This is a genomic window from Burkholderia sp. Ed8, from assembly GCF_040761425.1.
In the GTDB taxonomy this organism is placed as follows: domain Bacteria; phylum Pseudomonadota; class Gammaproteobacteria; order Burkholderiales; family Burkholderiaceae; genus Burkholderia; species Burkholderia seminalis.
Window position 1 is genome coordinate 2265874 of the sequence record NZ_CP142885.1, and the last position, 12475, is coordinate 2278348.

Annotated in this window: 12 protein-coding genes; 10 read left to right on the forward strand and 2 right to left on the reverse strand. The window is 65.5% G+C overall.

All coding sequences use genetic code 11. The annotated features are described in order from the left end of the window. The first annotated feature begins 111 nt into the window (after positions 1–111). The 4 genes from VXM69_RS10310 (at position 112) to VXM69_RS10325 (ending at position 2588) form a co-directional block, all read left to right on the forward strand. Positions 112–974 (forward strand): IS5 family transposase gene (locus VXM69_RS10310; RefSeq protein WP_367188543.1). Its coding sequence is split into 2 segments (ribosomal slippage): positions 112–460 and positions 460–974, totalling 864 coding nucleotides; the frame shifts between segments, so codons are not numbered across the junction. Between the two features lie 323 nt (positions 975–1297). Beyond that, entirely contained in the window at positions 1298–1642 is a 345-nt protein-coding gene (locus tag VXM69_RS10315) for a DUF6402 family protein (protein ID WP_367188544.1), read from the forward strand. Continuing rightward, on the forward strand, positions 1639–2190 hold the full coding sequence (locus tag VXM69_RS10320; protein ID WP_367189236.1) for a DUF6402 family protein: 552 nt from the start codon (positions 1639–1641) through the stop codon (positions 2188–2190). Before VXM69_RS10315 ends, VXM69_RS10320 begins: the two co-directional genes overlap by 4 nt. A gap of 26 nt (positions 2191–2216) precedes the next feature. After that, a complete protein-coding gene (locus VXM69_RS10325; protein WP_226103996.1) occupies positions 2217–2588 on the forward strand; it encodes a hypothetical protein in 372 nt (123 codons plus the stop codon). A 72-nt stretch (positions 2589–2660) separates the two neighbouring features. Here the strand turns inward: VXM69_RS10325 and VXM69_RS10330 are convergent, their stop codons facing one another. Then, entirely contained in the window at positions 2661–4220 is a 1560-nt protein-coding gene (locus VXM69_RS10330) for a methyl-accepting chemotaxis protein (protein ID WP_034187984.1), read from the reverse strand. 231 nt (positions 4221–4451) lie between these two features. Here VXM69_RS10330 and VXM69_RS10335 point away from each other — a divergent pair, with 231 nt between their 5' ends. Further along, positions 4452–5966 (forward strand): MDR family MFS transporter, encoded by a 1515-nt coding sequence (locus tag VXM69_RS10335; RefSeq protein WP_367188545.1) that lies wholly within the window; start codon positions 4452–4454, stop codon positions 5964–5966. A 59-nt stretch (positions 5967–6025) separates the two neighbouring features. Here the strand turns inward: VXM69_RS10335 and VXM69_RS10340 are convergent, their stop codons facing one another. Next, positions 6026–7024: a quinone oxidoreductase gene (locus VXM69_RS10340; RefSeq protein WP_367188546.1), complete on the reverse strand. Its 999-nt coding sequence runs from the start codon at positions 7022–7024 to the stop codon at positions 6026–6028. Between the two features lie 131 nt (positions 7025–7155). Here VXM69_RS10340 and VXM69_RS10345 point away from each other — a divergent pair, with 131 nt between their 5' ends. From VXM69_RS10345 to ilvA, 5 genes are all read left to right on the forward strand, one after another. Next, entirely contained in the window at positions 7156–8028 is an 873-nt protein-coding gene (locus VXM69_RS10345) for a LysR family transcriptional regulator (RefSeq protein ID WP_367188547.1), read from the forward strand. Positions 8029–8116: 88 nt separating this feature from the next. Next, complete coding sequence (locus tag VXM69_RS10350) at positions 8117–8659, forward strand: GNAT family N-acetyltransferase (protein WP_034187988.1); 543 nt, start codon at positions 8117–8119, stop codon at positions 8657–8659. A 27-nt stretch (positions 8660–8686) separates the two neighbouring features. Further along, the gene (locus VXM69_RS10355; RefSeq protein ID WP_367188548.1) at positions 8687–9535 is read left to right on the forward strand and encodes a MerR family transcriptional regulator; all 849 of its coding nucleotides are present in this window, start codon (positions 8687–8689) and stop codon (positions 9533–9535) included. 123 nt (positions 9536–9658) lie between these two features. Next, a complete protein-coding gene (locus VXM69_RS10360) occupies positions 9659–10639 on the forward strand; it encodes a sulfonate ABC transporter substrate-binding protein (RefSeq protein ID WP_367188549.1) in 981 nt (326 codons plus the stop codon). Positions 10640–10887: 248 nt separating this feature from the next. Continuing rightward, on the forward strand, positions 10888–12468 hold the full coding sequence (ilvA, locus tag VXM69_RS10365) for a threonine ammonia-lyase, biosynthetic (protein WP_367188550.1): 1581 nt from the start codon (positions 10888–10890) through the stop codon (positions 12466–12468). The last annotated feature ends 7 nt before the right edge of the window (positions 12469–12475 follow it).

Here is a 12475-nt window from a genome sequence, read left to right on the forward strand (position 1 = left end):
TTATCCGCTTGCCGCCGGCTTTTAGAGGCCAGTTCAAAAACTCCGGAGAGGGGTTGTTTACTTCCTCGGCAAGCTGTTAACCTTGGGCATCAGAACAAGGGAAGTCCAAGGATGGAAGCGCCAATCATTGACGACGAACTGTGGATACTGATCGAACCATTGCTGCCACCTGCGAAGCTTCGCGCGAAGAGCGATCCTGGTCGTCCGCGCGTGTCCGATCGTGCGGCGCTCAACGGTATCCTGTTCGTGTTCAAAACGGGAATTCGTTGGAACCACTTGCCGACTCGTCTGGGCTTTGGCTCGGGCGCCACTTGCTGGCGGCGATTGAGCGGCTGGCAAAAGGCTGGTGTATGGGACCAACTGCACGAGTTGCTGCTCGACAAGTTGCGTGCGACCGGCCAAATCGATCTGTCATACGCTGCGGTCGATTCGTCGTCCGTGCGCGCCGTTGGGGCGGGCGAAAAACTGGCCCGAACCCCACGGATCGCGCGCGACCCGGTTCCAAGCACCACATCCTCGTAGACGCCAACGGCGTTCCTCTCGTTGCGATCCTGACTGGCGCGAACACCAACGACGTCACGCAGTTGCTGCCGCTCGTTGATGCGATCCCACCCATCCGCGGCGTTCGTGGCCGACCGCTTCAGAAGCCCGGCGTCGTCTACGCCGATCGCGGCTACGATTGCACCCGACATCGTCGCGCGTTGCGCGAACGCGGTATCAAGCCGGTGATCGCCAAGCGCCGGACCGAGCATGGCAGTGGTCTGGGCAAGTATCGTTGGGTGGTCGAACGTACGCATTCCTGGCTCCACAATTTCCGTCGCCTACGCACTCGCTTTGAGCGACGTGCCTACATTCACGAAGCATTCCTGAAACTTGGCTGCTCGCTCATCTGTTGGAACATCTTCCGACGAGCTGAGCAGGGGTTTTTGAACTGGCCTCTTACGATGCCCGGCTATTCGTTGCAAACGGGATAGTCCATGGCCGACGTAAAAAAGGTGGCTTACTACAAGCCGAAAAAGGGATGGTTCGGATCGGAGCTGAAGGAATACAAGGGTTCCCAAGGGTGTATTCCGCTTGATACCCAAAGGGGTGTCTCGCTCGACCGGCTCGCACCGGGGAAAAGCCGCCACCGCCTCCCAGGCCGATTTCCAGGCCCTCGACTGCTCCCAAGCCCTCTGCGGCCCCCCAATCGCCGCCGCAAGCCGATCAACCAACAACCCAAGGATCGCCGAGACAGGCGGAATCGGACGCTTGCGAAAACCCGCCGCCTTTCGATCTCCAGGACGTACCAATCGCGATGGACAATTTGGGCTGGAAGGTTTCAGCCAAACTTGCGCGAATCTGGTTTGCGGGTGATGCGCATATTTACAACGATGACCCGACATCAACCCAGCCGCTGAACGACAATGTCGTTACTCTCGACTGGGCATTGAAATTCGGAAGTGTCAAAAGAAAATACGAAAAACTTCTGGCAAGCGACATCTATAGCGAGCGATCCATCCGGACGGCATCAGACATCACAAAATCCTTCCTCAAGAAACTCTTTTCGAAAGAAATCCAACGTCCGACTTCAGTACCACTCCATTTACATCCAATTTACAGAAATTTCACAACGATTGGCAATTTCAGCTGGCGCCAATAGACAACTGGGACACCCTGGAAAATCTCGCCCCAACCGATCTCACAGGAGCGCTGGCGAACTTCAATATTTATGTCGCCATCGGAAAAGTTGAAATTTCAAGCGAAAAATATTTCAAATACGAGAAATCGGGAAATTATTACTGCCTTGACGTCGCCGGAAAAGTCACCCACATCTATGCATATGTGAAAGACAACTATTCATTCAACGGAAAGCAATACTTGGGGCACTGGAACAAGCACGGAGTCATCATTGCCCCCGGATCGATTCTCACTGGATCAAGCTCTCCAAAACGAGATTCCGACATCGGCATTTGGTCGAGAAACATCAACAAACCTGTAGACACGCGAAGGGGTTGGATCGGAAAATTCAGAAATTCCGATGTTTACTTTCCAATCCACAATGCAGACTACAGCCGCTGGCGTGAGAAACATCACCGAGGCAGAGACTTCGTGATATATTCAAACCCAGTTTATTTGAAGTTGAAAAAACCAATCGATCTCAATCTTGGCGAAATATGCAGAATAGAGCCATCAGATACATTGGCCTAGCCTTTAGCATTTACATAGCCGCAGGCTTGATCATTCATTTCAGTCGCCCCACCTACGGGCGATGCGATTTCTACGACCATCCGGAGACACTGGACGGCGGCGTAAAGAACATGAATGGCGTTCCGTACCGATTCAAGATGTGCGGCACCGGCGGAAACGACCAGGACGCAGCGAACGACAATATAGAGCTAAGAGTATTCAGCGAAGACGGCGAGCTTCTCGCTCGACGATATTTCTCCGTCAACTGGCATCACGGAAACGTCTTCCACCCGCCCCTGGATTACGAGGGCAACCTGGTTCGCTACATCGATTTGACCGGCAAATCGCGTTACGAAAAACATCTGACGATTCCGCCATCCAGGTGGGATTGGCTTCGCGCCAGATTGCCCCTGTTTTAAAGGCACGCCAGAAAATCGCGGTTTATAAAAGAATAAAGCCCCGTTACCGGGGCTTCACTTCTCGACGGGCCCTCAAGCCACCCGGAACGCGCCCACCGCGCGACGCAACCCGTCGGCCTGCTCCTCGAGCGACGCCGCGGCGGCCGCAGCCTGCTCGACGAGCGCGGCGTTCTGCTGCGACACCTGATCCATCTGCGACACCGCGCGGTTCACCTGCTCGATCCCGTCGCGCTGCTCGCCCGATGCGGCCGCGATCTCCGTCATGATGCCCGTCACGCGCCCGATCGCCTGCTGGATGTCCTGCATCGTCGTGCCGGCCATGCCGACGAGCCGCGAGCCGGTCGCGACGCGTTCGACCGATTCGCCGATCAGCGTGCGGATTTCCTTCGCCGCGGACGCCGAGCGCTGCGCGAGCGTGCGCACCTCGCCCGCGACCACCGCAAAACCGCGGCCCTGCTCGCCGGCGCGCGCGGCTTCGACCGCCGCATTCAGCGCAAGAATGTTGGTCTGGAACGCGATGCCCTCGATCGTGCCGATGATGTCGGCAACCTTCTGCGAGCTCTGGTCGATCTCGTTCATCGTGCCGATCACCTCGCCCACCACGGTCGCGCCGCGCGTCGCGATCTCGCTCGCACTGTCCGCGCAGGCCTGCGCCTCGAGCGCGTGGTCGGCGTTCTGCTTCACGGTCGCCGTCAGCTGCTCCATGCTCGCGGCCGTCTCCTGCAGCGCCGATGCCTGCTCCTCGGTGCGCTGCGACAGGTCGGTGTTGCCGGCCGCGATCTGGTGCGTCGCCGTCGAGATCGCTTCGGAACCCTGGCTGACCTGGCGCACCGTATCCGCGAGGCTGCGCTGCATGCCCGTCACGCCCTTCACCAGCTCGGCCATTTCGTCGTGCGACGACCAGCGCACTTCCGACGTCAGGTCGCCCTCCGACAGGCGGCGGAAATGCGACAGCAGCCGGTTCACCGGCTGCGTGATCGCGAAATGCAGGCCGATCGCGCAGCCGAGACACGCGGCCAGGCCGAACGCGATGCCCGCGATCGCGCCCATGCGCATCCAGCCGTAATAGGTCTGCGCGGTGTCGTACACGTCCTTGCCGCGCGCGACCTGGTATGCGTCGAGCGCATCGGTCGCCTGCGTGAGCGCGACCGACAGCGGCGGCGCAACCGACATCAGCAGCCGGTCGGCCTCGTCGCGCCGGCCTTCGCGGATCGCATCGATCAGCGGCTTCAGTGCCTGCCCGATCAGCGCCTGGCGCGCGGCGTCGAGGCGGCTCGCAAGCGGGCCTTCGTCGCCGTCGTGCGGCATCGCCGCGTAGTTGCGCCAGGCCGCGTCGGCCTTCGCGAGATAGTTCTCGGCCTTCTTGACGAGATCCGGCACGTCCGGCGCTTCCGGATGCAGCAGCGCGCGATCGAGCGTCGTGCGCACGATCGTCAGGTTCAGGCTCGCCGCGGACAGCGCGGTCTTCGCAGCCAGTTGCTGCGTGTAGGCCTCGTCGAGCGCGCGGTTCGAGCTCTGCATGCCGGCGAGGCCGATCAGCCCCGAGACGACGAGCAGCAGGGCAACGAGGCCGAGCGTGGAGAAGATCCGCGTACGGATCGAGAAGCGGGAAAACAGGGCGTTCAGGTTCATGACGGCACGTGAGCGGTGAAAAGTGCCGCGGCAATCGGTCCGCGGCACTCTGTATTACGGTTTGCCTGCAAGAAACTTGAGTCCGCCCCCGTTTCTCGTCTGATCCCGGTCAATTTTTCGTGCCGGCAATCTCCTGTTACGCCTGCAACATATCAAGGCTGGGCAGAAATTGACTAGGCAATCATCCATGGCTATATTTCGATTCAATTCCCTGCCATGGCAGACATATCGATGACAAGCGACACCCTCCTCACTCCTCCGGCCGTCGAAACGGTGCGCCGCGACGCGCCGACCGGCCTGATCGTCGCCGCGCTGCTGCTGGTCATGCTGCTGTCCGCGCTCGACCAGACGATCGTGTCGACCGCGCTGCCGACGATCGTCGGCGAGCTCGGCGGGCTCGACCAGCTGTCGTGGGTCGTCACCGCGTACCTGCTGTCGTCCACCGTCGTGCTGCCGCTGTACGGCAAGCTCGGCGACCTGTACGGCCGCAAGATCGTGCTGCAGGCCGCGATCGTGCTGTTTCTCGCGGGCTCCGCGCTGTGCGGCGTCGCGCAGGACATGACGCAGCTGATCGTGCTGCGCGCGCTGCAAGGACTCGGCGGCGGCGGCCTGATGGTCGTCACGATGGCCGCGATCGGCGATCTGGTCCCGCCCGATCGCCGCGCGCGTTACCAAGGGATGTTCGGCGGCGTCTACGGCCTCGCGACGATCGTCGGCCCGCTGCTCGGCGGCTTCCTGGTCGAGCACCTGTCGTGGCGCTGGATCTTCACGATCAACCTGCCGCTCGGCTTGCTCGCGCTCGCGGTGATCGGCGTGGCGTTCCGGCCGCACACCGCGCACGTGAAGCACCGGATCGACTACATGGGCGCCGCGTTCCTCGCGACCGCCCTCACCTGCGTGATCCTGTTCACGAGCGAAGGCGGCTCGCTGCTGCCGTGGACGTCGCCGCAACTGTGGATGACGCTCGTGCTCGGCGTCGTCGCGATCGGCGGCTTCGTCTACGAAGAGCGCCTCGCGGCCGAGCCGATCATGCCGCTCGAACTGTTTCGCCATCGCACCTTCGTGCTGGTCAGCCTGATCGGCTTCGTGGTCGGTGTCGCGCTGTTCGGCTCGGTCACGTTCATCCCGCTCTACCTGCAGGTCGTGAAAGGCTCGACGCCGTCGCAGGCCGGCCTGCAGTTGCTGCCGATGATGGGCGGAATGCTCGTGACGTCGATCGTCAGCGGCCGGCTGATCTCGCGGCTCGGTTCGTACCGGATGTTCCCGATCGCGGGGACGCTGATCGGCGGCGTCGCGATGGCGCTGCTGGCGACGCTCACGCTCGACACGCCGCTGCACACGATGTATGCGTACATGGCGCTGCTCGGGATCGGGCTCGGCATGGTGATGCCCGTGCTCACGCTCGCCGTGCAGAACACGGTCGAATTCCGGCACATGGGCGTCGCGACGTCGGGCGCGACGCTGTTCCGCTCGATCGGCGGCTCGCTCGGTGTCGCCGCGTTCGGCGCGCTGTTCTCGCACGGGCTGCAGTCGCGGATGATGCACGCGCGGCCGGCCGGCACGGCGTTGCCGCCCGCGCTCGGCCCGGCCGCCGTGCACCAGTTGCCCGGCGCGGTGCGCGATGCGTATCTGCACGCGTTCGCCGGGTCGCTGCATGTCGTGTATCTGTCGGCTGCGACGGTGATCGCGATCGCGTTCGTGCTCGCGTGGTTCGTCGAGGATGCGCCGCTGCGCAAGCACCACTGAGCGTTCGGCGAATCACGACGCGACCGGCGGGCCGCCTCGCGATCGGCGCGCGACCGCCGTCATGGCAGCAGCACAACACCGCCCGTCGTCGCGCGCGACTCCAGCAGCCGGTGCGCGTCGGCCGCCTGTTCGAGCGGCAGCCGCGCGCCGATCTCGACATGCATGCCGCCGGCCAGCCGGTCGAGCGTCGCGCGCGCGGCGTCCCGATATCCGTCGACGTCGCGCGCGATGAAGCCGAGCACGCTCGGCCGCGCGAGCGCGATCGAACGGGCCGGGCCCAGTTCGTCGAGATCGAACGTCTGCCGCGTGCCGATCGCGGCCACCTGCCCGATGCTCGCGACCATCCCGAACGGACGGACCGCGCCGAGCGTGCGCGTCAGCACGTCACCACCGATTCCGTCGATCGCGTAATCGACCCCCGCGCCACCGCCGAACGCACGCGCCGCCGCGACGAAATCCTCCTCGCGATAATCGACCACCGCGTCGGCGCCGTGCGTGCGCACGAGCGCGGCCTTCGCGGCCGACCCGACCGTGCCGATCACCCGCGCGCCGAGCGCGCGCGCCCACTGCGTCGCCAGCAGCCCGACGCCGCCGGCCGCCGCATGCACGAGCACCGTGTCGCCGGCGCCGACCTGGCGGACGCGATGCATCAGCATGTAGACGGTGATCCCCTTCAGCAGTCCGGCAGCGGCGGCTGCGTCGCTCAGGTTGTCGGGAATCGGCAGTACGCGGCCGGCCGGCATCGTGCGCAGGTTCGCATAGCTGCCGGTCGGCATCCCCGCGTACGCGACGCGCTGGCCGGGCACGAGATTGGTCACGCCCGGCCCGACCGCGTCGATCACACCGGCCGCTTCGACACCGAGGGCGTCCGGCAGCGCGGGCAATGCGTGCGCCCCCGTCCTGAAATAGATGTCGACGAAGTTCACGCCGATCGCGGTCTGGCGAATCCGCACTTCGCCGGCGCCGGGCGGCGCGACGGGCGCATCGACGCGGCGCAGTACGCCGGCGTCGCCGTAACGGTCGATCCCGATCCGGATGGCATGGGCAGTCTGGGTCATGACGTTCCTCGCTTTCGAATGATGTGATGCGATCATCCCATCGTGCATAATCGAGCGGAATTCACGTTAATCGCCCATTTACTGTGCAAAATTCGACCGATCCGGATTCCGCCCCGGCATCCGCGCTGCCGATGAGCTGGGACGACGTCCGCTACTTCCTCGCGGTGATGCGCGGCGGCAGCCTGTCGGCCGCCGCGCGGGCGCTGCAGGTCCAGCATTCGACGGTCGCGCGGCGCATCGACGCGCTGGAGTCGGCGCTCGGGATCCGGCTGTTCGACCGGCTGCCGCGCGGCTGGCCGCCGACCGACGAAGGGCTGCACCTCGCCGAACACGCCGCGCGCCTCGAAGCCGACGCACATGCGTTCGCGCGCGCCGCGCAAGGGGCTGCGGCGCTCGACGGTGTAGTGCGCGTGTCGGCGTCGCCCGTGTTCGCCAGCCATTTCCTCGCGCCGCGCCTGGCCCGGGCACAGCGTGCGTGGCCGGCACTGCGGATCGACCTGCTGGGCGAGATGCATGCGGCGGACCTGTATGCGCGCGAGGCCGATCTCGCGGTGCGGCTGTCGCGGCCGAGCGAGCCGGGACTCGCCGCGCGCCGGCTCGGCACGATGCGTTTCACGCTGTGCGCGGCGCCGGAATGGGCCGACGCGCCGCCCGACACCTGGCCGTTCGTCGGCTACGACGACGCGCTCGCGCAAACGCCGCAGCAGCAGTGGCTCGAACGCTTCGCGGCCGGGCGCCGTTTCGCGTTCATCGCCAACGACCTCGCCGCGCAGCATCGTGCGTGCGCCGCCGGGGCCGGCGTCGCGCTGCTGCCGAGGTTTCTCGTCGACGATCCGGCCGCCCGCGTCGCTGCGCCGCTCGTCGAGCTGACCGACGCCCCGCGTTGCGACATCGAGCGCGAGATCTGGCTCGTCGTTCACCCGGACGTGCGCCGGTCGCCGCGCGTGCAGCGCGTCGCCGAAGCGATCGCCGATGCGGTTCACGCGGCGGACGGACGGCTGTAGACAGCCGACACCGTAATTTGCCCGACAGCTTTGCCAAGCCGCACGGCGAGCGGCATAGTAACGTTTTCATTTCTCCGCCGCCTCCGCCATGTCCACTGCTCCTGCCTGCGTCGTTCGCGACGCCGTCGACACCGACCTCGATGCGATCCACGCGATCTATGCGCACCACGTGCACCACAGCGTCGCGTCGTTCGAGGAAACGCCGCCCGACGTCGCCGAACTGCGCGCGCGTCGCGACGCGGTGCTGCGCCAAGGACTGCCGTATCTCGTCGCGGAATGCGACGGCCGCGTGGCCGGCTACGCGTATGCCACGCCGTACCGCACGCGCAGCGCGTACCGCTTCGCGATCGAGGATTCGATCTACATCGACGATGCGCAGCGCGGGCGCGGGATCGGCCGCGCGTTGCTCGCGGCGCTGATCGCGCGCTGCGAGCAAGGCCCGTGGCGGCAGATGATCGCGGTGATCGCCGACGGCGGCACCGGCGGCTCGACCTCGCTGCACCACGCATTCGGCTTCGAACCGGCCGGCGTGCTGAAAGCGGTCGGTTTCAAGCACGGCCGCTGGATCGACACGGCGCTGCTGCAACGGCCGCTCGGCGGCGGCGCGCACACGCTCCCCGCCTCGCCCTGACCCGCCGCGTCGCGCTAGAATGCCCGCATGTCAAAACAGACTCATTCCACGCCCGACGAGGCTGCGCCGGATTCCCGCAACGAGTACACGGTCGACGAACTCGCGCGCGTGTCCGACACCACCGTGCGCAACGTCCGCGCGTACCAGGATCGCGGCTTGCTCGCGCCGCCGGAGAAACGCGGGCGCGTCGGCATCTACGACGATACGCACGTCGCGCGCCTGAAGCTGATCAACCATTTGCTCGCGCGCGGCTACACGCTGTCGAACATCCAGGACCTGATCAAGGCGATCGACGAAGGCCACGACCTGCGCTCGATCCTCGGCCTCGAAAACGCGATCGGCGGCCGCTGGTCGCACGAGTTGCCGAAGACCTATTCGCTCGCCGCGCTCGCGCAGATGTTCGGCCCGCAGGCGACCACGCAGCTGTCGCGCGTGACCGAGCTCGGGCTGCTCGAACGGCGCGGCCTGTCGTTCGTCGCGAAGAGCCCCGCGCTGCTCGAGGCGGCGGCCGCGATGACGAAGGAAGGCATTCCGCCGCGCGAGCTGCTCGACGTGATCAGTCTCGCCCGGCCGCACTTCGACGCGATCGCGCGGCTGCTCGTCGATCTCGTCGTGAAGCGGCTCGACCGCTACGACGCCGGCACGCTGCCGCCGGCCACCGACGTGCCCGAACTCGTCGACGCGATCTGGCGCCTGCGCCCGCTCGCGGCCGTGTTCGTCGAAGGCGAGACGAACCGCGCGCTCGAAACCGCGGCGGGCGCGTATCTCGGCGGCCGCGTCGCGACGATCCTCGACAAGAAACTCAGCGACGAAGCCGCGCGGCAGTCCGGCAGCCCGGATACATCCGATCCCGCACGCGACGGCGACAAAGCATAGGACCGCCGCCGTCATATTCATATCGGCAATGCTTCGTTTGCGGGCACGAACGCCCATGCGACGATTCTTCCAACCGAGCGGCACCGGCCGCTCCCCGAAGACGTTTCGCATGGAGTCCGTTCGATGATTCGTTTCACCCGCTGGATCACCCGCACCGCCGCCGTCACACTCGTCGCGCTTGCCGCGACGTCCAGCTTCGCCCAAGGCGCCGCCGACAAGGTCGTGCGCATCGGCTATCAGAAGGCCGGCCTGTTGTCGGTCGTCAAGGCGCAGGGCGCGCTCGAATCGCGCCTCAAGCCGCTCGGCTACGACGTTCAATGGTTCGAATTCCCGGCCGGCCCGCAACTGCTCGAGGCGCTGAATGCGAACAGCATCGATTTCGGCTACACCGGCGCGCCGCCGCCCGTGTTCGCGCAGGCGGCCGGCGTGCGCTTCGTGTACGTCGGCGCGGAGCCGCCGTCGCCGCACAACGAGGCGGTATTCGTGAAGGCCGATTCGCCGATCCGTTCGCTCGGCGACCTGCGCGGCAAGAAGGTCGCGCTGCAGAAGGGTTCGAGCGCGAACTACCTGTTGCTCGAGGCGCTGAAGAAGGCCGGCGTGCGCTACGACGAAATTCGCCCGGTGTACCTGCCGCCGGCCGACGCGCGCGCCGCGTTCGAGAGCGGCAACGTCGATGCATGGGCAGTCTGGGATCCGTACTACGCGGCCGCGCAGAATTCGCTGAAGATTCGCACGCTGTCCGATTACACGGGTCTGACGCCGGCGAACAACTTCTACGAAGCAACGCGCGATTTCGCGCAACGGCATGCGGACGTGGTCGGCGCGATCCTGAAGCAGGTGCGCGAAACGGGCCTGTGGGTCAATGGGCATCCGTCGGAGACCGCCGCGCTGATCGCGCCGAAGGTCGGCCTGCCGCTGCCGCTCGTCGAGACGTGGATCAAGCGCGTGCCGTTCGGTGCGGTGCCGGTCGACGAGAAGATCGTCGCGGTCCAGCAAGGGGTGGCCGATGCGTTTTATGCGGCAAAGCTGATTCCGCAGAAGCTGAGCGTGCCAGAGAACGCGTGGACCGACAAAAGCGTGGCGAGCGCGCTGGCGGCGAAGTAACGCGCGCACCGCGGCGCGAAGTGTCGGCGATCGGCCCAGGCACCCATTCGCTCCGTACGGTTGACAACTGCCACTGCAATGGTTGATGCTTCAAGACATGAGCCACCGAGCATTCGCCATCGCGCTGATTATTCGCACCATTCTTCGAATGGTGGGTTAGCGCGCATCCGGCTCAATGACGACAACCCGCCCCTGAGGCGGGTTTTTCATTTCCGCCCAGGGCATGTCAAACCCGCCCTCGAAAGGAAATGACCGTGTCTTTGTATCGCAGCTCGCCCGACGCCTGCGTCGCACCTGTCAAGCAGGCCCGACCACCGATCGACTACGTCAAGAAAATTCTCACGGCCCGTGTGTACGACGTCGCACGCGAGACCGAACTCCAGCCGGCCCGCAATCTGTCGGCCCGCTTGCACAACACCGTTTACCTGAAGCGCGAGGACAACCAGCCGGTGTTCTCGTTCAAGCTGCGCGGCGCGTACAACAAGATGGCGCACATTCCGGCGGACGCGCTCGCGCGCGGCGTGATTACGGCGTCGGCCGGCAACCACGCGCAGGGCGTCGCGTTCTCGGCGGCCCGGATGGGCATCAAGGCCGTGATCGTCGTGCCGGTCACGACCCCGCAGGTGAAGGTCGATGCCGTACGCGCGCACGGCGGCCCGAGCGTCGAGGTGATCCAGGCGGGCGAATCGTACAGCGATGCCTATGCGCACGCGGTCAAGGTGCAGCAGGAACGCGACCTCACGTTCGTCCACCCGTTCGACGATCCGTACGTGATCGCCGGCCAGGGCACCATCGCGATGGAGATCCTGCGCCAGCACCAGGGCCCGATCCACGCGATCTTCGTGCCGATCGGCGGCGGCGGGCTCGCGTCCGGCGTCGCCGCGTACGTGAAGGCCGTGCGCCCGGAGATCAAGGTCATCGGCGTGCAGGCCGAGGATTCGTGCGCGATGGCGCAGTCGCTGGACGCCGGCGAGCGCATCGAGCTCAGCGAGGTCGGCCTGTTCGCCGACGGCACCGCGGTGAAGCTCGTCGGCGAGGAAACCTTCCGGCTGTGCCGCGCATTCCTCGACGGCGTCGTGACGGTCAACACCGACGCGCTGTGCGCGGCGATCAAGGACGTGTTCCAGGACACGCGCAGCGTGCTCGAACCGTCCGGCGCGCTCGCGGTGGCCGGCGCGAAGCTGTACGCGGAACGCGAAGGCGTCGAGAACCAGACGCTCGTCGCGGTCACCTCCGGCGCGAACATGAACTTCGACCGGATGCGCTTCGTCGCCGAGCGCGCGGAGGTCGGCGAGGCGCGCGAAGCGGTGTTCGCGGTCACGATCCCCGAGGAGCGCGGCAGCTTCAGGCGCTTCTGTTCGCTCGTCGGCGACCGCAACGTCACCGAGTTCAACTACCGGATCGCCGATGCGCAATCCGCGCACATCTTCGTCGGCGTGCAGATCAAGCGCCGCGGCGAATCGGCGGAGATCGCCGCGAACTTCGAGTCGCACGGCTTCAAGAGCGTCGACCTGACGCACGACGAACTGTCGAAGGAACACATCCGCTACATGGTCGGCGGCCGCTCGCCGCTCGCGCTCGACGAACGCCTGTTCCGCTTCGAATTCCCCGAGCGGCCGGGCGCGCTGATGAAGTTCCTGTCGTCGATGGCGCCGGACTGGAACATCAGCCTGTTCCACTACCGCAACCAGGGCGCGGACTACAGCTCGATCCTCGTCGGCATCCAGGTGCCGGAAGCGGACCGCGCGGCATTCGATCACTTCCTGTCGACGCTTGGCTATCCGTCCATCGAGGAAGGCGACAATCTCGCCTATCGCTTGTTCCTGTAGGACCGAA

Bases quoted from the DNA above. Each gene is read 5' to 3' on its own strand.
- VXM69_RS10315 (WP_367188544.1), top strand. From the start codon at position 1,298: ATGGACAATTTGGGCTGGAAGGTTTCAGCCAAACTTGCGCGAATCTGG.
- VXM69_RS10330 (WP_034187984.1), bottom strand. From the start codon at position 4,220: ATGAACCTGAACGCCCTGTTTTCCCGCTTCTCGATCCGTACGCGGATC.
- VXM69_RS10335 (WP_367188545.1), top strand. From the start codon at position 4,452: ATGACAAGCGACACCCTCCTCACTCCTCCGGCCGTCGAAACGGTGCGC.
- VXM69_RS10340 (WP_367188546.1), bottom strand. From the start codon at position 7,024: ATGACCCAGACTGCCCATGCCATCCGGATCGGGATCGACCGTTACGGC.
- VXM69_RS10345 (WP_367188547.1), top strand. From the start codon at position 7,156: ATGAGCTGGGACGACGTCCGCTACTTCCTCGCGGTGATGCGCGGCGGC.
- VXM69_RS10350 (WP_034187988.1), top strand. From the start codon at position 8,117: ATGTCCACTGCTCCTGCCTGCGTCGTTCGCGACGCCGTCGACACCGAC.
- VXM69_RS10355 (WP_367188548.1), top strand. From the start codon at position 8,687: ATGTCAAAACAGACTCATTCCACGCCCGACGAGGCTGCGCCGGATTCC.
- VXM69_RS10360 (WP_367188549.1), top strand. From the start codon at position 9,659: ATGATTCGTTTCACCCGCTGGATCACCCGCACCGCCGCCGTCACACTC.
- ilvA (WP_367188550.1), top strand. From the start codon at position 10,888: ATGACCGTGTCTTTGTATCGCAGCTCGCCCGACGCCTGCGTCGCACCT.